The organism is Streptomyces sp. DF42 (assembly GCF_058267695.1).
The window spans coordinates 9,198,278-9,221,175 of record NZ_CM177859.1 but is presented as its reverse complement, the minus strand read 5'-3'; the positions used below and the strand labels follow the sequence as shown (position 1 = coordinate 9,221,175).

Sequence of the window (22,898 nt, the reverse complement as noted above, 5' to 3'; positions counted from 1 at the left end):
CGCTAGGGGGGACCACCATGGATCTCGCTGAGATCTTCCGGGTCATGCGCAGGCGCTGGTACGTCCTGCTGCCGGGCCTGCTGCTGACCGCCGGCCTGATCGTCGGCGTGGTGCTGCTGGTGCCGGTCGGCTACCAGTCGCAGAGCACGGTGGTTCTCCTGAACTCCCAGAAGGCCACGGTCGCTTACGACGGCAACCCCTTCCTGAGCACCCAGACCTCGCTCACCGGCATGGCCGACAGCCTGGCCCGCAACCTCAACTCCGATGCCTCGCTCCGGGACCTCAAGTCCCGTGGCGCCACGGGCACGTTCGAGGCCAAGCTCGCCGACAACGCACAGGGGCCGTTGATGTGGCTCACGGTCACCGGCACCGACAAGGCCGCGGTCCTGTCCTCGAACAAGATCCTGACCACGTATGCCAGGGACCGGCTGGATCAGTTCCAGAAGCAGCAGTCGGTGGCCCCGAAGGCCATGATCCGCATGACCACGATCGTGCCCCCGCAGAACCCGGTGGCGCAGACGAAGACACGGATCGAGTACATGGTCATGGCCGGGGCACTGGGCCTGGTGCTGAGCCTGCTCGCCGTCTTCTACGTGGAGGCTCGCCGGCGGCCGCGTATGCCGGCAGAGCCGGAGGAGCCCGCGCGACCCACGCAGCCCACGCAGTCCGACGAACCCGCGCAGCCGGTCACCGCCGCCGACTCGTCGGCCGGGGAATCGGTCGCGGAACGGACGATCGCCCTGCGGCGGCCTCCCGCCTGGTCGCGGTCGACCGGGAACGGACGTGCCGCACAGCCGAGGGCGGGGCGGTCCGCCACGGCCGTGGCGCCCGCCGCCGAGCCGCTCGAAGAGGAATCGACTCATGGACAGCGTTCGCACACCGGACAGTGAGAGAGCCGAGCCGGGCGAGAGATCCGAGGCGCCCGACAGCGCCGGGACGAGCGGCGCCCTCGCTCCCGACTCCTTCAGCGGGAAGGTCCGTTCGGCGGCCCGTTGGAGCCTGATCAACACCGTGGTCATGCGCCTGGGCAACTTCGCCACGGGCATCCTCCTCGCACGCTTCGCGCTGGGGCCGGCGGAGTGGGGCGTCTACGGCATCGCCCAGACCGTGCTGCTGGTGCTGCTCTCGGCGAACGAACTGGGCGTCAGCCTGGCCCTGGTCCGCTGGGACGGCGATCCCCGCCGTTTCGCGCCGACCGTGCTGACCCTGTCCACCGCCTCCAGCGGCCTGCTGTACGTCGCCCTGTTCGTCTCGGCACCGACGGTCGCCGGGCTGCTCGACTCGCCCCATGCCTCGGGCGTGCTGCGGGTGATGTGCCTGTGTCTGCTGATCGACGGGGTGGCCCAGGTGCCCGCCGGTTTCCTGACCCGCGAGTTCGCGCAGGGCAGGCGGATGGTCATCGACGCGCTCAACTTCGTTCTGAGCACCGCGGTGACGCTGGCGCTGGCCTTCGCCGGCTGGGGTGCGATGAGCTTCGCCTGGGGTGCGGTCGCGGGCAACATCGCCGCCCTCGTCGGCTCCGCCCTGGCCGCGCCGGGCACCCTGCGGTTCGGCTGGGACCCCGAACAGGCCCGTGCGCTCCTGAAGTTCGGGCTGCCGCTGGCCGGCGCGAGCCTGCTCGCCCTCGCGGTCGTCAACGTGGACACCATGGTGGTCGGATCGACGCTCGGCGGAGTCGCCCTCGGCTTCTACGTCCTGGCGTTCAACATGTCCGGCTGGCCGGTCCGGGTCATCTCCGAGGCTGCCAGACGCGTCTCCTTCGCCGGCTTCTCCCGCCTCGCCGACTCCCCCCAGGCCCTCGCCCAGGGGTTCAGCCGCGCCCTGGGCGTGCTGGTCACCGGCACCGTCCCCCTCTGTGTCCTGCTCGGCGGACTCGCCGGCCCCGTCGTCCAGCTCGTGTACGGGAGCAAGTGGCTGCCTGCCGCGAACGCCCTGCCCTGGCTGATGGCCCTGGGACTGATCCGCATCGGCTGCGAACTCGCCTACGACTGCCTCGTCGCCGTCGGCCGGCGCCGCTCCCTCATCCTCGTCCAGGGGCTGTGGGTGGTCGCACTCGTCCCGGCCCTGATCGTCGGCGCCCGCCTGGGCGGCATCGTCGGCGTCTCCCAGGGCCATGTCCTGGTTGCCACGGTGCTGGTCGTCCCGGTGTTCCTCCACGCACTCGGCCGGGCCGGGATCAGCCTCGCCCACATCGCCAGAGCCTGCGCCTGGCCCTTCCTCGGGGGAGCCGTGATGACCCTGGTGATCCTCGCCGCGAAGTGGCTCCTCGGCGACGACGCCCTCGCCCTGTTCGTCATCGGCACCACCGCGTCGGCCAGTTACGTGGTGTGCGTGCTGCCCAGCCGCAGCTTCCTGCTCGGCTCCCGGACACCGGAGGCCGTATGACGCGGCTAGGCCGTCTGCTCGCCTGCCTGGCCCTGGTACTGACCGCCGGCTGCTCCGGGGCCGCCGGCTCGTCCCCGGCCACCCCTGCTCCCCGCACTCATGAGTCGTCCCCGGCCGCCGAACCCTCCAGCGCCCGCACCTCGGCCCAGGCCACCGTCAGTCCCAGTGATCCAGGCAGTCCCAGCGGTTCCGGCAGTCCTGGCAGCCCCCGCCCCCACGACTCGGCTCGCGCCACCACCACGGCATCCCGGGAAGCCGACTTCCCGAACTCCCGCACCACCGGCCCCCGTATCCCCCTCACCCCGCACGCCACGGGGAACCTGAGCCTCAGGACCGACGGCATGGTCATCAAGGGCTGGGACATCACCGGCTCGCTCGACATCTACGCGAACAACGTGACCATCATCGACTCCCGGATCACCTCCACCAACTGGTGGGGGGTCAACCTGCGCCCGGGTCACAGCGGACTGCGCGTCCTGCACACCACCATCACCGCCGTCCCCGGCAAGGGCCCCGACAACGGCGGCGTGGACTACGCCGTGTCCAACATGGGCACGAGCTCCGTCGAGGTCGGCTGGTGCGACGTCTCCGTGTTCGGCAACGCCCTCTCCATGGGCCAGGGGCACATCCACGACAACTACGTCCACGACCTCGTCCCGTTCCGCAACGCCGGCGGCGAGTGGCAGCACACCGACGCGGTCATCAGCGGCGGCGGCAACACGGGCAGACTGATCATCCGTCACAACACCTTACTCAACCCGGTCGCCGTCGACCGGGGAGCGTCCGCGAGCATCGGCCTGTTCGCCGACACCGGCCATGTCTCCAACACCGTCATCGACAAGAACCTGCTGGCCGGCGGCGCCTACGCCCTCTACGGCGGCGGCGAGGGGGCCACCGGTGTCACGGTCACGGACAACGTCTTCTCCACCCGCTACCACTCCAACTCCGGTAACTACGGAGCCGTCACCGCGTGGAACGCAGCCGGTTCCGGCAACGTCTGGCGCGGCAACCGGTTCGCCGACGGCACCCCGATCACCCCCGAGCCGGCCGGCTGAGGAAGAGGATCATGCACCGCATCGCCCGCGCCCCCTGGGAGCTTCTCAAGCGCGCCTTCGGCTGGATCGTCCTCTTCGAGCTCCGCAACAAGGTCCTCCTCGCTGCCTCCGCACTGCGGCTGCGCCGCCTGGAGACCGCCGAGACCCGTAGGCTCGCGGCTGCCGCCGCGCCTCTGCCGGACGCCCTCGTCGCCACGGTCATCGCCACCCACCGCCGCCCCGACGCACTGCGGGCGGCGGTCCGTTCGGCCCTGGCCCAGTCGGTTCGCGACCAGGTCGTCATCGTCGTCGACGACGGCGCCGGCCTGCCCGAACTCCCGGACGATCCACGCCTGTTCGCCGTCTCGCTGGCGCGCAACACCGGCGTGGCGGGCATCGTGCGCAACGTCGGCATCCGGCTCACCCGCTCCCGGTACGTGGCCTTCCTCGACGACGACAACCTGTGGGAACCCGACCACCTGGAACGGGCGTTGGCGGTCCTGGAGTCCCCCGACGGGCCCGACGGCGTGTACACGGCGCTGCGCCGCGTGCTGCCCGACGGGACCGAGCACGACATCCTGTCCGTGCCGTTCGACCGGCGCCGGGCCGCGCGCGAGTCCTTCCTGGACACCAACGCGTTCGTCGCGCGGCGCAACGGCGCCTTGCACTTCAGCCGTCTGCGCCGGACACCGGACGTGCTTCCGCGCGAGGACTGGGAACTCGTGTACCGCTACAGCCGCGGCCACCGCGTGCGCCATGTGCCGTACCCGACCGTGCGGTACCTGGTCAACCCCGAGAGTTTCTACACCACTTGGTCCGGCTGAGGGTCACGGGCCGGGCGTGGCCCGCAGCGCGCCCGGCCGGAGCAGGGCGGCCGCGGCCGCGCGGCTGGCCTTCCTGCCGAGGGCGGCCCGCGACGCCTCGCGCAGGAACACGGCGCCCCGGAAGCAGGCGGTGGCGACGGCGCCGCGGCGCCGCCCGTACAACCGCACGCGGTTGAGCGTGAGCAGGGTCCACAGCCGGGGCGAGACCTGGGAGTCGCCACCCAGGTGCACGGCCTCGGCCGTCGGCTCCAGTTGGGTGGCGTACCCCTTGTCCCGCGCCCGCAGGCAGTACTCGGTCTCCTCCGAATAGAGGAAGAAGGATTCGTCCCACGCACCGCAGGCGGCCAGGCAGTCGGCCGAGAGGGCCATCAGCGCGCCGGTGGCCCAGTCCGCGCGCGTGGGCCGCCGGTATGCGGCGGGGTCGGTGACCAGCTCACTCAGGAGCGGGAAACGCCCGGCCCGCCGGTTGCCGATGACCGCCTCGCCGAGGGCCCGCAGCACGCTCGACTCGCGGCGCAGCGAGTAGTGGGGCGTGTCCCGGCCTTCTTCGTACAGAAGGGGTACGGCGATGCCCACGCCGTCGCCGAGGCTGTCGAGGAGACGTTTGGCGCAGCCCTGCCGCATACGGATGTCGGGATTGCAGATGAGCGCGGCCCCGACGTCACCGGCGGCACCCAGCGCGGCGTTGACCCCGGCGGCGTATCCGGCGTTGCGGCCGGTCCGGACGACCGTGGCGTCGGGGGCCAGCTTCCCGAGAACCTGGACGGTGTCGTCGGCGGAGTCGTTGTCCGCGACGACGAGCCGCCAGTCGAGGCCGGTCATGCCGTCGTCGAGCGCGGCGAGGAACCCGGGGAGCACCGAGGCGCTGTTCCAGGTGACGACGATGACGGCGACGGGGCTCATCGGGACTCCACGAGTTGGGGAAGGCGGGCTTCCGGTGTCGTACGGGGGCCGGGGGCTGCGGCGGCAGCCGCCTCGCGCCGGACGAAGCCCAGATAGCTTCCCCCCGCCCCCAGCATGAGGAAGAACATGCCGGCGAACATCGGGAAGCTGAGCGAGTCGAAGGTGGCGCTGATGACCAGGGCGACCAGCGCCGAGGCGAAGAACGCCTGCCCGAGTTCGCGGTCGGCCTCCGTGCGGGCCAGCCGCCGGATCGCACCGCCCTGGTGGATGCCGGTGATGAACAGGGCGAGCAGGGCGACGAGCCCGAGCACACCCATCTCGGCCAGGCCCAGCATGTACTGGTTGTCCGTGAAGAAGTACAGGTCCGGGGTGAACGTGCCGAAGCCCCGTCCGAACAGCGGGTGTTCCTTCAGATAGGGCACGATCGCGCTGTATTTGACGGTACGGGCCTGGGTGCTGCTGTCGGAGTTGGACAGGAACGACGCGAACAGGCCCGTGATCGTGCCGATCAGTCCCGGGACGAGCACCTTGAACACGGCGACGGAGGCCGTCATCACACCGATCGCGGCCCAGCGGCGGGCCGGCTTCCAGCGCGGCACCATCACCAGGGCCACCAGCAGCATGCCGATGATCGAGGTCCGCGACACCGACAGGGGCAGCGCGCCGGCCATGAGGACCACCGGGCCCCAGCGGCGCAGTACGTGCAGGTGGCGGCGTACCGGGTCGGCGGCCTGCTGGATCGCGAAGGGCAGCAGGATCGCGAGCATGCCGGCGAACTCCAGCGGCTGGGCCGTGGTGGCGCGGGGCCGGGTGAAGGCGCCGCGGTCCATGACGCTGACCTGGGCCACGCTGGTCTGCAGGCCCGGGATGTGGATGGAGTCGGCGATGTTGGTCGCCGCGAAGAAGTCGTAGAAGCCGATCGCGGCGACGACGGACGCCAGGACGACCACCCGGCGCATCAGCACGTCGAGCCGGCCGCGCTCCTGCACGGCCGCCGATGTCAGAACGACCAGTGACACCCAGACCAGGAAGCCGATGAGCCCTCGGTCGGCACCGAGGACCTCCTCGTGCGAGCTCTCCCGCATCGCCTCGGCGATGTAGGCCGCGAGGACGGCCACCCCGAGCAGGCACAGCGTGACCCGCACCAGTCTGGTGCCGGGCGCGGGCAGGATGCGGCCGCCGAGCCAGGTCGCCAGGTACCACATCAGGCCGAGCAGGGCGAAGACGTTGGCGGGGGTGCCCACGCCGCCGAGCGCGGGCAGGGCCAGGTTCGACGGGATGAAGAAGGCCAGCGCCAGGTAGACGGTGAGGACCGCGGTGGCGTCGAGCCTCCGGCTGAGCATGCCCGCACGGACCCGTTTCGGGGTGCGGGCCTGCTTGCGTCGCGGGGCCACCCGGTGCCGGAGACGGACCACCGAGACGCCCTCCATCAGGATGGACAGCAGGAACGCGCTGACGACACCGAGGATGATGACGGCCGCGACGCCCTGGTAGCGGCTCTTGGACTTCGCCACCGGGGTCTGCGGCAGGACGACGGGCGCGGTCTGCACGGCGTACGCGGGCGGGACCTTGGCGGCGGCCTGCAGGGCATTGAGCTGCTCACCGGCGAAGGCCGTCAGGATGTTGGTCTCCTTGAGCACCTTCTGACGGTCGGTGCCGGTGACGCCGAGCACGAGCAGGGGGCTGTCGCTGGCCGGGGCGAAGCCGGCCGTGTAGGGGTCCGTGACGCCCCGGTTGTGCAACTCCTTGGCGGCGTCGGCCGATTCGAGCGTCCTGATCAGCACGTCGGCCGTCACGATGAGTGAACCGCCCGCGTTCGAGATGGGGTTGCCGAACGTGGGGGCCAGCCGGGCCACGGCCGAGGAGTCCAGCAGCGCGACCGAGCTCTGCGACTGGTAGGAGACGGGGACGGTCACATACAGGTATGCGCCGCCGATCAGGCTGAGCACGGTGAAGGGCACCATGAAGTACCACCGTCGGCGCAGAATTGCCCATATCTCACCAAGACTCATGATGCGTCCCTCCATTCGGTGGCATCCCACCGCGCGTCCTGCCAGTATCGGGAGTGACGGAAGGAACTCGTATGTCGCCTGGGAACGTCGCCGACGCGCTGCTCCGCCGCTGGTACGTCGTGGTGGTCGCGTTGCTGCTGACGGCGGCGGGGGCGTACTACGTGATCCGGCCCACCCCGCAGTACGTCGGCTCCGCGGTCGTCGTCCTCAAGCCGCCGGTGACGCAGAACCAGCCCAACCAGCTGACCAATCTGCAGCCGCCGCTCGCCGTGGTGTCGTACGCGGTCGTCCAGCAGCTGCAATCCCCCACCGGGGCCAAGGAGTTGCGCGCGGCGGGCGTTCAGGGGACCTACCATCTCGTGCCCCGCAACAGCGGCACCAGCGCGACGCCCCGCTATCTGATCCCGTCCCTGCAGGTGCAGTCGCAGGCCTCCGGCCCCGAGGCGGCGGTGACGGCGGTGCGCCGCGTCATCGAGGTCTACACCCGGCACGTCGAGCAGATCCAGACCGCGCAGCAGGTGCCGGCCGCGGGGCGGATCACCGCCTCCGTCCTGACCTCCCCGAGCGTCGCCGAGGTGCAGGGCGCCAAGAGCCGGGGCCTTGCGGGCACGGCTCTGCTGGGTCTGGCCGGCGGAGTGGTCGGCGCGCTGTGGCTCGACCGGTACGCGATGGGCCGCCGGCAGACCCCTGCGGGCCGCCGCAGGCAGACCGGTGCGGTCCCCGTGGCCGGCTGAGTCGAACTGATCCTGCATCAGATGCCGCGGCGCTTCCAGGACTCCCACCACAGCCACTCCCGCCCGCGCTCGGCCACGGCCGACCACACCAGCGGCTGCAGATACGGCATGGCCTTCGGCCCGATGCGTCTGCGCAGCCGCAGCGCACGGTACTCGGGCAGTGCCGCGTATCCCGGCAGGCACTGCTCGGCGAACTCCACGCACGCGTCGACCGGTACGACGCCGGTGCGGCCGCGGTCGTAGGCCCGGTAGGCCCGGCGCAGCGCGAAGCGGGCGAGGCGGGTGTGGACCTGGTCGGCCAGGCGGTCGGCGTGGGGCAGCCGGTCGCCGCACTTGGCGAGCACCGAGTCGAAGGCCACCAGGCGCTGGCGCAGGTCGTCGAGCTGGCCGCCGAAGTCGGTGGTGGACATGTTCTTGCCGTGGACGCGGTAGAAGGCCTGGTCGGCGCCGCGGATGTGGCCGACGTCGGCGTGGGCGGCGAGCCGCATCCACATCTCGATGTCGCCGGCGTGGGGAAGTGCGGGATCGTAGCCGCCGACCTTCCGCTGGAGGCCGGTGCGGACGACGACCTCCGGCGAGGTGATGCAGCCGGTGCCCTCGCGAAAGCGGCGCTCCAGCCACCACTGCCCGGGGTAGACGACCGAACCGGTGCTCCGGGTGCGGGCCGTGGGCAGTGGCCCGCCGTGCTGGAAGCGCAGGGGGCGCCCGTAGGCGAAGCCCGCCTCCGGGTGGGCATCCAGGAGCCGGGCGGCCCGGACCAGCGCGCCCGGCACCAGCCGGTCGTCGGCGGACAGGAGGGCCACGTAGTCGCCGTCGGCCCATTCCAGGAGGCCTTCGTTGTACGTGGCGATGTGGCCCTTGTTGGTTTCGTGGACGAGGACCTCGATGCGCGGGTCGGAGGCGGCGAGCTTGAGCGCGACCTCGGCCGAGTCGTCGGGCGAGGCGTCGTCGATGATGAGTACGCGGACGTCAACGCCGTCCTGCTCGTCCAGGGCGCTGCTCACGCAGTCGGCGAGGAAGTGGCCGTACTTGTAGCAGGGGATCACAACACTGACGCTGCTCATCGGTGGGAAGCCAATCCCCGTCGGCGGTCCGCGCCCGGCTGGGCGCGGACCACCGGCGGTGCGGTCGGACGGGTCAGTTCTTTGTCTTCTTGAAGACGGTCTTGCTCGTCAGGGTCCAGCTGTCGGATTTCACCGTGTGGTGGTGCTTGTCCTCGGCCTTGACCGTGATCTTGAACCGGGTGCCGTCCGGCAACGGAGCGGACAGGGCGACGGTCGCCTTGTGGGTCGCCCGGTTGTAGGAGACGACGGCCGTCACGTGGAGCTTCCTGGCGGCCTTGGACCCCTTCACGATGGTCACGGTCGCCTTGACCGACGACACCGCGTCGTTCTTGTCCACGGTCATGACCAGGGCGTTCGCCCCGTCGGCGGTGTGTGCCACCGAGGCCGCGGTCACCTCCGAGGCGGTGGCCGACGCCAGGGACGCGCTCGGGTTCTCGGCGGTGAAGACGGGGCCCACCCAGTAGTTGGCGGATCCGTAGGAACCGTTGGGGAAGGCCGAGTCGCTGCCGTAGCGGTAGAGCCCGTTGTGGTGCGCGGTGGTGTCGGCCGTGGCCGTGAGCGGATACGACTGGTGGGCTGCCGCGAAGTAGCCGCCGTCCACCGCGTAGTTGCCGTTGGGCGCGTGGTAGGACACGACGTAGGGCGTGTCGGCGGTGACGGCCACCGGAGTGGCGAAGGCCAGCGTCTGCCAGCCGGAGGCCGTCTCGTTGGTGAAGGTGCCGCCGGCCAGCAGCGTGCCGCCGCCGGTCCACAGGCTGCCGGTGTGGATGCCCGTGTTGCCGGTGCCCTTGTAGAAGGTGACACCGGTGATCCAGCCGTCCGCCGAGGACGTGAACCGGGTGCCCAGCTCCAGGGAGTTGGTGTCACCGGTCGTGTCGGGCGTGGCCGGCACCGCGGAGGAACTCCACAGCGTGCAGGGGCAGGTGACCGCGGGCGGGGTGGAACTGGTCGTGAAGGACCAGGTCACCGGGTCCGCCATGGCGTTGCCCCACACGTCGGAGGCCTGGATGGAGGCGGTGTACGTGGTGTGCAGCTCCAGCTCCGTCGACGGAGTGAAGGCCACCTTGTTCGACGCGGGCAGCGTGACCGCCCCCGGCACGGCGGTGCCGTTCGGGTCCTTCACGGTGAACGTCACGCCGTCGGGGTCGACCGCCGAGCTGAAGGTGGCCGACACCGGTGCCGTGATCGATGTGCCCGTCGCCCCGGACGTCGGGGAGGTCGAGCTGACGGTGGGCGGGGTCGTACTGGCCGTCGAGGTGTCCAGCACCACGTCGACCCAGTAGTTGCTGCCCGAGGACTGCGAGGACGGGAAGGCGCTGGTCGAACCGTAGTGGAAGACGCCGTTGCCGCCGTCGGTGCCGGTCTTCAGTGCGGTGAGCGGGGCCAGGCCCGCGGCGCCGTCGTTGAAGTAGCCGCCGTCGTAGGAGTATCCGCCGTTGGGGGCGAAGTAGGAGGCGACGTAGGTGGTGTTGGCCTTGACGGTGACCGGGGTGGCGAAGTTCAGCTGCTGCCAGCCCGAGGCCGTCTCGCCGCTGAAGGTGCCGGTGGCCAGGCGGGTGCCGGAGGCCGTCCACAGGCTGCCGGTGTGGGTGCCGGTGTTGGCGGGCGACTTGTAGAAGCGGACACCGGTGATGGAACCGGCAACGGTGGTGCGGATCTTGACGCCGAGTTCCAGGGAGCTGCCGTCACCCGCGTTGACGGTGCCGGGCACGGCCGAGGCCGGCCAGACGGTGCAGGGGCAGGCCTGGGGGCCGACGGTCAACGGGACGGTGGTGACGGAGCCGATGTTGACGCTGTCGTCGACCGCGCGGACCTTGACCGATGCCGGGCCCGGCGTCGTCGGGGTCCAGCTGTAGCTCCAGGAGGTGAGGCCGGTGGCGGCCTTCCAGGTTGATCCGCCGTCCGTGGACACCTCCACCCGGGCCACCACACCGCCGGAGTCGGAGGCGGTGCCCTTGATGGTGACCGGCTTCAGCGCCGGGACGGTGACCCCGGAGGCCGGGCTCGTCACGGTGACGGACGGGCCGGTCGTGTCGGTGGTGGCCGTCGCGGCGACGAGGTTGCCCTGCCGGGTCAGCGGCTGGACGCCCATGTCGGCGAGGACGTTCAGCGTCGCCTGCTGCATCCGGGCGTCCTCGGTGACCACCGTGTCGTCGGAGTTGTAGGTCGGGACGTTGGTCAGGCCCCACGACCACTGCACGGTCCCCGACCCGAACACCAGGGCGCCGGAGTCCTGGTCGCGGAACTCGACGAGGTTGTGCGTCGCCGTGCCGTTGCCGTAGACGTTGCCCCAGTCCATGCGGAGCTTGGCGTCGTTGATGTCCACCGTCGTGGAGGACACGTCGATCGCCCCGGCGGGCCGGGTGCTGTTGTCGATGTCGCTGTCCCACTCGTAGCCGAGGGTGCCCGTCGGGAAGGTGGCGGTCTGGCCCGAGGTCAGGTTCGCGATGGAGGTGTTGCGCCAGATCCGGTTCTTGCCGTAGGAACCGGGGACGGTGATGGCGTCGCTGCGGTAGCCGTTCACCGTGAACATGGAGCCGGTGAGGATGTTCGGCGGCTGGTAGTCCTGCCCGTAGCCGGTGCTGGCCGGGTCCATCCAGGTGCCGGTCCAGATGCCGCTCGGGTCGGCGATGCCGTTGTTCTGCGCCATCTTGGTCATCTTGTAGCAGACCAGGGTGCGGTCGGCCGTGTTCGTGCCGTCGATGCTGGGGGTGAGCCGGGTCTTCCAGAAGACCTCGTTGCCGCTGAAGTAGCCCTGCCGGACGCCTGCCTTGCGGGCCGCCAGGACGTTGGAGTACTGGCTCTGCGTCCAGTACTCGTCGTGGCCGGAGGACAGGTACACCTTGTGCTTCTTCAGCAGGGTGGCGCCGCTCGCCGACGACACGTCCACCCCGGAGGTGTAGCTGACGTCGTAGCCGTTGCGCTCCAGCCAGGACAGCATCATGTACTCGGAGCCGTAGATGCCGTTGTCGCCGCCGATGTCCAGCGGCCGGTTGTAGCTGACCTCGTAGGCGCGGCCGTCCGGCGCCGGCCCGGTGCCGCCGTAGAGGTCCTGGCCGCCGTAGTCGTTGTAGGCCTGCCAGGTCTCGTCGCTGGTCTGCACGACGACGTCGGAGGTGCTGGAGTCCTTGCGGACCACGAACGGGTACGGCATCAGGCCGTCGCCGTCGGTCTGTGTCAGGTTCGCGATGTACAGACCGGACACGGCGTCGCTGGGCACCGTCCAGTTCACGGTCACGGGCCAGTTGCCGCAGTCGACCAGGCCGGTGCCGCTCTTGGTGATGCAACTGGCGGGCTTGGTCGTGTAGGTGGCCGGGTAGGTCACGGCCGCCTGGGCCGCGGTCGACATCTCGCGTGCGCCGTCACCGCCGTACCAGCCCAGACGGTAGATCTCGACGTGGTACGAGGTCTTCGACTGGACCTTGAACTGGACGGTGTCACCCGCCTGGACGCTCTCCCTGGTGGAGAAACCCTTGATGTCACCGTAGGCGTTGGGCGAGAACCAGTCGGTCTTCGGAGTGCCCGGCTTGGAGTTCTCGCAGACGACGGGGTTCGAGCCCGACCCGCACGGATCGGACGCCGCCTGCGCCGACCCGGCCAGCGGGAGCACCGCCAATATCAGTCCTGCTACGACGGCGAGGCGCCCGCCCCGGATCCGTCTGCCCCAACTTTTCATGTGTACCTCTCAGCGGTGCTGTGCTGGACCGGCCCGTGGAGCCGGGGATGGCGCGTGAAACGCCGGGGACCGGTCAGCGTCCGAGCGCGTCGGTGAACGAATCCACGACGCGTTGCTGCTGGTCCTGGGTGATCTGCGGGAACAAAGGCAGCGAAAGGATCCGGTCCGCCGCCTTCTCGGCGTTCGGGAAGTCACCACGGGAGTGGCCGAGTTGGCGGTACGCCGGGGTGAGGTGGACGGGGGCGGGGTAGTGCACGCCGGCGCCGATGCCCTCGGCGTTGAGCTTGCCGACGACGTCGTCGCGGTCGGCGTCGGCGACCTGGACGACGTACAGGTGCCAGACGTGGAGGTTGCCGGGTGCCGTGGCCGGGAGCACGATCCGGCCGGTGGCCGCGAGGCCGGCGAGCAGCTCGTCGTAGCGGGCCGCGGCCGCTCGCCGGGCCGCGTTGCCGTCCGCCAGCCGGGCCAGCTTCGCGCGCAGGACGACGGCCTGCAATCCGTCCAGGCGGCTGTTGAACCCGGGCACGTCGTGGCGGTACTTGGCGACTCCGCCGTGGTTGGCGATCGCGCGCACCAGGCCGGCGCGTTCCTCGTCGTCGGTGAGCACAGCGCCCGCGTCGCCGTAGGCGCCCAGGTTCTTGCCCGGGTAGAAGCTGGTGGCCGCGATGCCGCCGCTGCCCGGCGTCCGGCCGTCCCGGGCCGCGCCCTGGCTCTGGGCCGCGTCCTCGACGATCCGTACGTGGCCGGGCAGTTGGGCGGCCAGGGTCGTCACGTCGGCCAGCTGCCCATAGAGGTGGACGGGGACGACCGCGCGGGTGGCGGGTCCGACCGCGTCCAGTGCGGCCTGCGGATCGAGCAGGAAGGTGTCGGGCAGGCAGTCCGCCAGAACCGGTCGCGCACCGACTCTCGCCACCGCGCCCGCGGTGGCGATGAAGGTGTTGGCGGGCACCACGACCTCGTCGCCGGGGCCGACCCCGCTTGCGCGCAGGGCGAGTTCGACGGCGTCGGTGCCGTTGGCGACGCCCACGCAGTGTCCGACGCGGCCGAAGTCGGCGTATTCGCGCTCGAATCGGCGGACCTCGTCGCCGCCGACGAACGCGGTGTTGGCCAGGATTCGTTCGAATCCGGCGCGTACCTCGTCGGCGACCTCCTCGTGGGCCGCCTTGAGGTCCACGAGCGGAATGTGGTTCATGTCAGCGGTCCCCCCACTGTTCGCGTCGCGAGTCCTGTTCGCGCCGCATGTCCTGTTCAGCCGCAAGTTCGTCCAGCGCGGGCGCGGGCGCGGCGCGCAGCCGCCGGGCCGGGCTCCCCACCCAGACCTCGCCCGGCGGTACATCGCCGAGAACGGCGCTCCCCATCCCGACCAGCGACCAGGCGCCGATCGTCGTACCCTCCCTGACCAGGGCCCCGGAGCCCGCATAGGCACCCCGTTCCAGCCGCGCTCCCCCGCCCAGGCGGACGCCGGAGGCGAGCGTGGCGTAGTCCTCGACCACGTCGTCATGGGTGAGGACCACATGGGGCATCACGGCGACATGTGCGCCCACCCGCACGGCGGCGGTCAGGACGCAGTGCGCGAGCAGCACCGAGCCGGGGCCGACTCCGGACGTCGCCGACACCGACGCCGTCGGATGGATCACGGTGGCCCAGCGGTCCGCGGGCAGGGCGAGCCTGCGGACCAGGCGGGCGCGGGCCGCGTAGTCCCCGGGGTTGCCGACACAGATCACCACCCGGGCCTCGGGCAGGTCGTGCACCAGGTCGCAGCCGCCGAGGACGGGCACGCCGTCCACCTCGGTGCCGTGCAGGGCCGGGTTGTCGTCGAGGTGCCCGAGCACTTTGTACGCGCCCGCGTCCGCCGCGGCCTGTGCGGTCTCCCGGGCGAAGCCGCCCGCGCCGACGATGACAAGTTCGTTCATCTTCGGGCCTGTTCGCGCAGGGCGGCCACGACGCGGTCCTGCTGGGCCTCGGTCATGGTGTGGAACAGGGGCAGGATCAGCGAGTGGCGGGTGATCCGTTCGGTGACCGGCAGCGGTGCGCTCGGGTGGTCCGCGTAGGCGGGTTCGAGGTGCGCGGCCATGATCCCGCGGCGGGCGGAGACGCCGGCCTCGGCGAGCGCGGCGAGCAGGTCGTCCCGGCCGACGGGGAAGTCCTCGTCCAGCAGCACCCAGTAGGACTGGAAGTTCGACTGCCCGTGCTCGGGATCGCGTACGGGGGTGAGGCCGGGAACGTCGTGCAGCAACGTGTCGTAGCGGCCCGCCAGTTCGCGGCGGCGGGCGATCATCGCGTCGAGTCTGCCCAGCTGGACCAGGCCGATCGCGGCCTGGACGTCGGTCATCCGGTAGTTGAAGCCGACTTCCAGGTAGCTTTCCAGGACCGGCTTGTTGCTCGCGTGGCGGTCCGCCGCGGAGGCGTTCATGCCGTGCTCACGCAGCCTGCGCAGGCGGGCCGCCCATTCGGCGTCGTCCGTGGTGATCATTCCGCCCTCGCCCGTGGTGACGAGTTTGCGCGGGTGGAAGGACCAGGCGGCGAGCAGCGCCCCGTGGCCGACGGGCTTGCCGCCGACGGTCGAGCCGATGGCGCAGGCCGCGTCCTCGACCAGGGGCAGGTCCCAGTCGGCGCAGGCGGCGCGCAGGGCGTGCACGTCGGCCGGTACACCGCCCTGGTGGACGGCGAGGACGGCCTTGGTACGCGGGGTGCGCACCGCGTCCACGGTGGCCGGAGTCAGGTTGCCGGTGGCCGGCTCGACGTCGGCGAACACCGGCTCGGCACCGACGTAGCGGACGGCGTTGGCGGTGGCGATGAACGACAGCGAGGGCACCACGACCTCGTCGCCGGGCCCGAGGCCGAGTGCGACGAGCGACAGGTGCAGGGCGGTGGTGCAGGAGCTGACGGCGATGCCGTGCTCGGCCCCCACCCGTTCGGCGAAGGCCTTCTCGAAGGCGGCGACCCTCGGCCCCTGGGCGACCCATCCGGACAGGACGGCTTCGGAGACGGCGGCGGCCTCCTCCTCGCCGAGCCAGGGGATCATCACCGGGATGCGGTCGGTGCTCACTTGGCCGCCTCCCGCTCCGCGCGCCACCACTCGACCAGATCGCGCAGCCCGGTGCGCAGGTCGATCTGTGCGGTGAAGCCGAGGCGTTCGGTGGCGTGCGAGGTGTCCGCGAGGCGGCGGGTCACGCCGTTCACCGCGCGGGCGGGCCCGTGCTCCGGCTCCAGGCCCTGGGCCCCCATCGCCTCCAGCAGCCCCTCGGCGAGTTCCTTCAGCGAGGTCTCCGTGCCGCTCGCGATGTTGAACACCTCGTCGGTGATGTCCGACTCGGCGGCCAGGACGTTGGCTCTGGCGATGTCGCGGACGTCGACGAAGTCCATGGTCTGTGTGCCGTCACCGAGGATCAGCGGCGGCTCACCCGCCTCGATGCGTTCCATCCAGCGGATGAGCACCTCGGTGTAGAGGCCGTGGATGTCCATGCGGGGGCCGTAGACGTTGAAGTAGCGCAGCGCCACGTAGTCCAGGCCGTACATGGCCTGGAAGCTGCGCAGCATGCCCTCGTTGAAGGCCTTCGCGGCGCCGTAGAAGGTGTCGTTGTTGTACGGGTGGTGGCGCTCGGTCGTCGGGAAGGTCTCGGCCATGCCGTAGACCGACGCCGAGGAGGAGGCGATCACCTTGGCGACCCCGGCCTCCGCGGCCGCTTCCAGGACGTTGAAGGTGCCGTTGACCAGGACCTCGTTGGCCAGCCGCGGTTCCTCGGCGCACTGGGTGATGCGGATGGCGGCGAGGTGGAACACCAGGTCGGCGCCCTCGGTGACCTTCCGCACGGTCTCGGCGTCCCGGACGTCGCCCTCGACGACCTCCACGACGCCGCTGGGCAGGGCCCGCGCGAGGTTGGCCCGCCGTCCGCGCACGAAGTTGTCGAGTACGACGATCTCGCGGGCGCCGCCCTCGGCCAGGAGGTCGACGAGGTTGGAGCCGATGGTGCCCGCTCCCCCGGTGACCAGGATCTTCTTGCCTCGTACGCTGCTCAACTGCACTTACCTCTCAGCTGTTCGGATCGGTCAACGCCCGGCGCGCAGGCCGACGACCGCGCCCTTGAATTGGAGACTCCGGGACGCCGCCTCGAGGATGTCCAGCACTCTGAGGCCCGCCCGGCCGTCGGTCAGTGGCGCCCGGCCCGCTCTGACGGCGTCGCCGAACTCGTCGACCATGCTGCGCAGCGCCTCCTTCTCGCCGATGGCGGGCGCGACCATGTCGCCGGAGCGGTACGAGATGAGCATGTCCCGGCGCTCGTCCGCGCCGATCTCCTGCGGTGAGGCCAGGTCCACCCCCCGGTCGAAGACGGCCACGCGCTGCGCGGGGTTGAGGTCGTCCCAGACGAGGGTGCGCTTGGAGCCGCCCACCATCGTGGTGCGCACCTTGGTCGGCGACAGCCAGTTGACGTGCACGTGGGCGATGGCCCCGGTGTTGAGCTGGAGCGTCAGATAGGCCACGCAGGCCTGGCCGGCGCCGATCGGGTCGGCCCCGTGGGCGGCCACGGCGACCGGCTCGACGTTGTCGGGGAGGATGAAGTCCAGGATCGACAGGTCGTGCGGGGCCAGGTCCCACATCACGTCGATGTCCTTCTGGACGAGCCCGAGGTTGATGCGGACCGAGTCGACGAAGTGGATCTCGCCGAGTTCGCCGGAGCGGACCAGGTCCCGGATGCGGCCCACGGCGGGCGTGTAGCAGTAGGTGTGGTCGCACATCAGGGTGAGGCCGCGCTCCTCCGCCTCGGCCACCAGGCGCATCCCGTCGGCGTAGGTCGCCGCCAGCGGCTTCTCCACGAGGACGTGCTTGCCGGCGCGCAGGGCGGCCAGGGCGATGTCGAGGTGGGTGCCGGCGGGCGTGGCCACGGCGACGGCGGCCACGTCGGGGTCGGCGAGGACGGCCGCGTAGTCCGCGGTGGCCTGGACCGTCGAGTAGCCGCCCAGGACCCGCTGGGCCCGGTCCACGTCGAGGTCGCACAGCCAGCGCAGCCGGAACCGGTCGCTGGCCTGGAAGTTGCGTACGAGGTTGGGGCCCCAGTAGCCGGCCCCGACGACCGCGACCCCCAACGGCTGTGTGGTCTCAGGCACTTGGTTCCTCTTCTTCTCTCGGTCCATCAGTAGGCCCCCGTTCCTCGCACCACTGCGGACCCGGTGCGCGCCAGGATCGACAGGTCCAGGCCCATCGACCAGTTGTCCACGTATCCGAGATCGAGCCGGACCGCCTCGTCCCAGGGCAGGTCGGACCGACCGCTGACCTGCCACAGTCCGGTGAGGCCGGGCTTGACGAGCAGCCGGCGCTTGACGTCCGCCGTGTACTCCTCGACCTCCTCGGGCAGCGGCGGGCGGGGGCCGACGAGCGACATGTGGCCCCGGGCGACGTTGATGAGCTGTGGCAGTTCGTCGAGCGAGCTGCGGCGGAGGAACGAGCCGACCCGGGTGACCCGCGGGTCCTTCTTCACCTTGAACAACAGGCCGTCACTGTTCTGGTTGAGGTGCTCCAGTTCCGCCCTCAAGGCCTCCGAGTCCGGCCGCATCGTGCGGAACTTCAGCATGGTGAAGTGGTCGCCGTACCGGCCCACCCGCTGTTGCCGGAACAGTGCCGCCCCGGAGCTGTCCAGCCGGACGATCAGGGCGATCAGCAGCATGGGCAGCGCGAGGAGCAGCAGGAGCGCCGCCGCGAAGGAACGATCCAGCAGTTCCTTGGGCAGGCGGGAGGTCCGCGAGAGGTCGGGGGCCTTGACCCGCACCAGCGGCACCCCGTTGGTGGGGCGTATCGCCAGGCGTGAGGTGGACACGTCGGCCAGTACGGGGGCGAGGAGGAAGTCGACGCCCTGTGCGGCTGCCGCCCAGGACATCCGGCGCAGGACGGAGAAATCGGAGTCGGGAACCGGCAGCGCCACCACGGTGCTGATGCCGAGGGCGTGGACGACGTCGTTCATGTCGCCGAAGCCGCCGAGGACGGGGAGCCCCAACTTGCGTACTTCCGCGGCGTTTTCCGGATCGCTCAGGCACACGCCGACGGCCTGCAGTTCGTGCGTGCCGCCGCGCCGCAGCACTCCGGCCAGCTCCACGATGCCGTTCGCCGGCCCGACCAGGAGCGTCGCGCTCCGGTCCCGGCCCCTCGCCCACCGTCTGTGCAGCCGGCGGCGCAGCAGGTACCGGACCGGCAGGGCGATCGCGGCGACCGGTATCGCGGCCATGGTCATGTCATGAAGGAGGCCCGAATCGTGCGTGACCAGCCAGTGCGCGACCGCGGCCAGCGCCGGCAGTGCGACGGCGCCTCGCAGCACCCGTCGGTACTCCTCCGTGCCCAGACCCAACGTGCTGCGGTCGTAGGAGCGGTGGGCCAGCATGGCCAGGATCCAGGTCGGCGGCAGCACCAAAGCCACCGCCCAGCGGCCGTAGGCCGCGTGGATCAAGAAGGCCGCGGTAGCGGCCGCCAAGCCGTCCGCGACCAGCAGGACGATCCGGTAATTGCGTTCCCAACGTCTTCGACGACCTTGTGGACGCGCGTGTTCCACAACCACTTGCTCATGCGTGACCTCAATGGTCATGCGCCCCCCACCACATGCGCGGCTACCCCTGACCGAAGCGCCCTCGACGAAGCGGCACTGGAAAGTGATGGAAGCTTCAGCAGTTCCCCAACTGCCTCATGCTTCCAGCATGCTGGCCTGACTGATCGAATTCGTTCACAAAGCCGTACCGGGAGATGACATCAAGAACCTGTTCCCCACCCAAACCGGTCCGGCGACCGTCAATCTAGACCACGGGGCGCGCTCTCGGGAACAGTTGGATGAAACACATGTCGCATTAGAGACACCGGCGGCATACTGCCCGCGTGACCAGCATCGTGATCCCGGCCCACAATGAGGCGCCTGTCATCGGCAGACTCCTCGATTCACTGTTGGCCGATTCCGCCCCCGAGGACGACACCGACATCCTCGTTGTATGCAATGGCTGCACGGACGACACGGCGCGGGTCGCGGCTGCCCGGGGGCCGCGGGTGCGGGTGGTGGAGATCCCTGTTCCGTCCAAGCACGCCGCCCTGCGGGCGGGTGACGACCACGCGCACGGCTTTCCCCGCCTCTACGTGGACGCCGACGTCGTGATCACGGGCGCCGGGGTGCGGGCGCTGGCCGAGCCGCTGCAGGACGAGGCCTCGGGCATCCTCGCCACCGCCCCCGAACGGCAGATTCCGCTCGCCGCCTGCGCATGGCGGGTACGCGCCTACTACCAGGTGTGGCGGCGCCTCCCCGCCGTACGCGAGGGGCTGTTCGGCCGGGGCGTCATCGCGGTGTCCAAGGCCGGGCACGCCCGGATCGCCGCACTGCCGCCGCTGATGGCGGACGACCTGGCCGCCTCCCTGGCGTTCGCCCCGAAGGAGCGGCTCGTGGTCGGCGCGGCCCGAGTCGTGATCCAACCGCCGCGCACCTGGCGGGACTTGATCAAGCGGCGGATCCGGGCGGCGGTGTCCACCGCCCAGGTCGAACAGCATCACACACCGGTCGAGCCGCCTCAGGAACCGGCCGACGGGCTTCACACACAGGCCGATTCACATCAAGAACCAGTCGACTGGCATCAAGAACCGGTCGACCGGCATCAAGAACCGGAAGCAGTCTCCACGCGCACGAGCAAGGCGGATCTCGCAGCCCTGGTCCGCGGCGAGCCGAGGCTCCTCGCGAGCGTCGTGGTCTTCCTCGCGGCAGCGGTCGCCGCCCGGCGGGGAGCCAGAAAGGCCATCCGGGCACAGGACTTCGGCACCTGGCTACGGGACGAGAGCAGCCGGCAGAACTGATCCCACCGCACCAGGAGCCACGTCTTGTACCTCACCGACCGTTCCGCGCCTGTGAAGGCGGGCACCGACCGGGCCCGAAGACGCGGACCGGGGCGCAGGGTCGCCCCGGTCGTCCTCGTGCTGGGCACGGTCAGCCTGGTCACCGACATCTCCTCGGAAATGGTCACCGCCGTCCTGCCGCTCTACCTCGTCACCACGCTCGGCTTCAGCCCGCTGGGATTCGGCACCCTCGACGGTGTCTACAACGGCGTCAGCGCACTGGTCCAGTTGACCGGCGGCCACCTCGCCGACCGGGTGCGCAACCACAAGCTGATGGCGGGGCTCGGCTACGGCCTGTCCGCGCTGTGCAAGCCGCTGCTCCTGCTCGCGGGCAGCATCGGCACACTCGGCACGGTCCTCGCCCTGGACCGCACCGGCAAGGGCCTGCGCACGGCCCCGCGCGACGCGATGATCTCCCTGTCCACTCCGGCCGCGCGGCAGGGCCGGGCCTTCGGCGTGCACCGCGCGATGGACACCACCGGCGCGATGCTCGGCCCGCTCGCGGCCTTCCTCATCCTGCGCGCGGCGGTGGACGGCTACGACGCCGTGTTCGGCGTGAGCGCGTGCGTCGCCGCGCTCGGTGTGCTCGTACTGGTGCTGTTCGTGCCGGGCCGCCGCCACGGCCCGAAGACGGACCGAGCAGTTGGCGACACAGCTGACGAAGCAGTTGACGAAGCAGTCGTGGCGGACGGCAGGCAGCCCGTCCGCGTACGCGAAGCGCTGGCGCTGCTGCGCCTGCCCCAACTCCGGGCGCTCGCCGGCTGCGCCGCGCTCCTCGGCCTGACCACCGTCAGCGACGCCTTCGTCTACCTGCTCCTGCAGCGGCGCGCGGGCATCGGTGAGGAGTGGTTCCCGCTGCTGCCGCTGGGCACCGCCGCCGTCTTCCTGCTGCTGGCCGTGCCCGTCGGTGCCCTGGCCGACCGGGTCGGGCGCCGCACCGTGTTCCTCACCGGGCACGCGGTTCTGCTCACCGGCTACGCCCTCCTTCTGTGGGCCCCGGCCACGCCGGCCCTGCCCGTTGCCGTACTCGCCCTGCACGGCACGTTCTACGCGGCCACGGACGGCGTGCTCCCTGCCGCCCTCGCCGCGATCGTGCCCGACCGTCTGCGCGCCAGCGGCCTGGCCCTCGTCGGCACCAGCCAGGCGCTGGCCCGGTTCTGCTGCTCGCTGGCCTTCGGCGCCGCCTGGACGGTGTGGGGAGACGGGCCGGCCCTGGCCGGGTCGGCGATCGGCCTGCTGTGCTGCGCGGGCGTCGCGAGCATCGTGCTGCGACCGGCCGAAACAACCCGATGACCACCTCAGCGACGAGACCCACAGGGATCCAGATGACCTCCACGCGCCGCCGCCTGCTCATACTCGTCGCGGCGGTCCTGGTGCTCACGGGCGTGGGAACCGGCGTCGTCCTGCACGCCGCCGCCCGCGCGGACCGAGCGAACCGGCCGCAGGCGGGCGGACCGGCGGTCGGCGCGGGCACGTTGACGCTCGATCAGAAGAGCCGCCTGGTCTTTGTCAACGGGGCCGCCGGTCCGCACCGCACAGCGGTCGCCTCGGTTCCCTCCACCGACCCCGACGGCAGGCGCATCGCCTCGGACCTGAAGTGCGCGCGCTTCTACGCGGCCGCCGGCACGGGCGTCTGCCTCCAGTCCACCACCGGTGTCCTCAAGCAGAGCAACCGTGCCCTGCTCGTGGACGCGAACCTCCGCACCCGGCGCACCTTCCCGCTCGCGGGCACTCCCAGCCGAGCCCGGGTCTCACCCAGCGGCCGCCTGGTCGCCTGGACCGTGTTCGTCTCCGGCGAGTCCTATTCCTCGGCCTTCTTCTCCACCCGCACCTCGATCCTGGACACCCGCACCATGCGGCTGACTCCCAGCCTGGAGACCTTCACCGTCGTCCGGGACGGCAAGCCCTACCACGCTTCGGACATCAACTTCTGGGGCGTCACCTTCGCCTCCGACGACGACACCTTCTACGCCACGCTCAACACGGCTGACAAGACCTACCTGGTGCGGGGTTCGCTCTCCCGGCACACGGTCACGGCCCTGGCCGAGAACGTGGAGTGTCCCTCCCTGTCCCCCGACGGGACCCGCGTCGCCTTCAAGAAGCGGATCCTGTCCCGTACCGACCTCTGGCACGAGTACGTCCTCGACCTGAAGACCCTCAAGGAGACGGCGCTGGCCGAACGCCACAGCGTCGACGACCAGGCCACCTGGCTCGACGACCGCACCGTCGCCTACGCCCTGCCGACCGAAGGCAAGGTCGGCCGCAGCGACCTGTGGAGCGTGCCCGCGGACGGCACGGGCACTCCCCGTCTGCTCATCGCCGGTGCTTCTTCACCGGCGCCGTTGTAGAGCCCATCCGGCTGCAGGCGCCCGCACGGCGTTCCGGCGAAGCGCTTTCGGACGTTACCGTTCGGT

18 protein-coding genes are annotated in these 22,898 nt (G+C 70.9%); 8 read left to right on the top strand and 10 right to left on the bottom strand.

All coding sequences use genetic code 11. The features are described from left to right. Positions 1-17: 17 nt before the first annotated feature. Genes ACYUED_RS42290 through ACYUED_RS42275 form a run of 4 tightly spaced genes read left to right on the top strand, consistent with a single transcriptional unit; the run spans position 18 to position 4,243 of the window. The gene (locus ACYUED_RS42290; protein WP_491289698.1) at positions 18-890 is read left to right on the top strand and encodes a YveK family protein; all 873 of its coding nucleotides are present in this window, start codon (positions 18-20) and stop codon (positions 888-890) included. Continuing rightward, on the top strand, positions 862-2,385 hold the full coding sequence (locus tag ACYUED_RS42285; protein WP_491289697.1) for an oligosaccharide flippase family protein: 1,524 nt from the start codon (positions 862-864) through the stop codon (positions 2,383-2,385). The genes ACYUED_RS42290 and ACYUED_RS42285 overlap by 29 nt, the downstream gene beginning before the upstream one ends. Further along, a complete protein-coding gene (locus ACYUED_RS42280) occupies positions 2,382-3,440 on the top strand; it encodes a hypothetical protein (protein WP_491289696.1) in 1,059 nt (352 codons plus the stop codon). The genes ACYUED_RS42285 and ACYUED_RS42280 overlap by 4 nt, the downstream gene beginning before the upstream one ends. An 11-nt stretch (positions 3,441-3,451) precedes the next feature. Further along, positions 3,452-4,243, top strand: a complete 792-nt coding sequence (locus ACYUED_RS42275) for a glycosyltransferase family 2 protein (RefSeq protein ID WP_491289695.1) — start codon at positions 3,452-3,454, stop codon at positions 4,241-4,243. Between the two features lie 3 nt (positions 4,244-4,246). Here ACYUED_RS42275 and ACYUED_RS42270 read toward each other — a convergent pair whose 3' ends face one another. Both ACYUED_RS42270 and ACYUED_RS42265 read right to left on the bottom strand, forming a co-directional pair. Continuing rightward, complete coding sequence (locus tag ACYUED_RS42270; protein WP_491289694.1) at positions 4,247-5,146, bottom strand: glycosyltransferase; 900 nt, start codon at positions 5,144-5,146, stop codon at positions 4,247-4,249. Next, positions 5,143-7,158 carry an O-antigen ligase family protein gene (locus ACYUED_RS42265; RefSeq protein ID WP_491289693.1) on the bottom strand — a complete coding sequence of 672 codons (2,016 nt, stop codon included), beginning with the start codon at positions 7,156-7,158 and terminating at the stop codon, positions 5,143-5,145. Before ACYUED_RS42265 ends, ACYUED_RS42270 begins: the two co-directional genes overlap by 4 nt. A 71-nt stretch (positions 7,159-7,229) precedes the next feature. On the opposite strand from ACYUED_RS42265, the gene ACYUED_RS42260 reads away from it, so the two are divergent. Beyond that, positions 7,230-7,892: a hypothetical protein gene (locus ACYUED_RS42260; protein WP_491289692.1), complete on the top strand. Its 663-nt coding sequence runs from the start codon at positions 7,230-7,232 to the stop codon at positions 7,890-7,892. Positions 7,893-7,909: 17 nt separating this feature from the next. On the opposite strand, the gene ACYUED_RS42255 is transcribed toward ACYUED_RS42260, so the two are convergent. The 8 genes from ACYUED_RS42255 to ACYUED_RS42220 form a co-directional block, all read right to left on the bottom strand. Further along, positions 7,910-8,956, bottom strand: coding sequence for a glycosyltransferase family 2 protein (locus ACYUED_RS42255; protein ID WP_491289691.1), 1,047 nt, complete (start codon positions 8,954-8,956; stop codon positions 7,910-7,912). Positions 8,957-9,029: 73 nt separating this feature from the next. After that, positions 9,030-12,566, bottom strand: a complete 3,537-nt coding sequence (locus ACYUED_RS42250) for a DUF4082 domain-containing protein (protein WP_491294687.1) — start codon at positions 12,564-12,566, stop codon at positions 9,030-9,032. 139 nt (positions 12,567-12,705) lie between these two features. Then, complete coding sequence (locus ACYUED_RS42245) at positions 12,706-13,824, bottom strand: DegT/DnrJ/EryC1/StrS family aminotransferase (protein ID WP_491289690.1); 1,119 nt, start codon at positions 13,822-13,824, stop codon at positions 12,706-12,708. 1 nt (position 13,825) lies between these two features. Then, a complete protein-coding gene (locus ACYUED_RS42240) occupies positions 13,826-14,545 on the bottom strand; it encodes an acetyltransferase (RefSeq protein WP_491289689.1) in 720 nt (239 codons plus the stop codon). Then, positions 14,542-15,681: a DegT/DnrJ/EryC1/StrS family aminotransferase gene (locus tag ACYUED_RS42235; RefSeq protein WP_491289688.1), complete on the bottom strand. Its 1,140-nt coding sequence runs from the start codon at positions 15,679-15,681 to the stop codon at positions 14,542-14,544. The genes ACYUED_RS42240 and ACYUED_RS42235 overlap by 4 nt, the downstream gene beginning before the upstream one ends. Further along, a complete protein-coding gene (locus tag ACYUED_RS42230; protein ID WP_491289687.1) occupies positions 15,678-16,658 on the bottom strand; it encodes an SDR family NAD(P)-dependent oxidoreductase in 981 nt (326 codons plus the stop codon). Before ACYUED_RS42230 ends, ACYUED_RS42235 begins: the two co-directional genes overlap by 4 nt. Before the next feature lie 24 nt (positions 16,659-16,682). After that, a complete protein-coding gene (locus ACYUED_RS42225; protein WP_491289686.1) occupies positions 16,683-17,738 on the bottom strand; it encodes a Gfo/Idh/MocA family protein in 1,056 nt (351 codons plus the stop codon). A gap of 26 nt (positions 17,739-17,764) precedes the next feature. Next, a complete protein-coding gene (locus ACYUED_RS42220; protein WP_491289685.1) occupies positions 17,765-19,204 on the bottom strand; it encodes a sugar transferase in 1,440 nt (479 codons plus the stop codon). A 284-nt stretch (positions 19,205-19,488) separates the two neighbouring features. On the opposite strand from ACYUED_RS42220, the gene ACYUED_RS42215 reads away from it, so the two are divergent. The 3 genes from ACYUED_RS42215 to ACYUED_RS42205 are packed head-to-tail and all read left to right on the top strand — an operon-like array spanning position 19,489 to position 22,832. Then, entirely contained in the window at positions 19,489-20,445 is a 957-nt protein-coding gene (locus ACYUED_RS42215) for a glycosyltransferase family 2 protein (RefSeq protein ID WP_491289684.1), read from the top strand. Between the two features lie 24 nt (positions 20,446-20,469). Continuing rightward, positions 20,470-21,777, top strand: a complete 1,308-nt coding sequence (locus ACYUED_RS42210; protein WP_491289683.1) for an MFS transporter — start codon at positions 20,470-20,472, stop codon at positions 21,775-21,777. Positions 21,778-21,809: 32 nt separating this feature from the next. Further along, entirely contained in the window at positions 21,810-22,832 is a 1,023-nt protein-coding gene (locus ACYUED_RS42205) for a TolB family protein (protein WP_491289682.1), read from the top strand. The last annotated feature ends 66 nt before the right edge of the window (positions 22,833-22,898 follow it).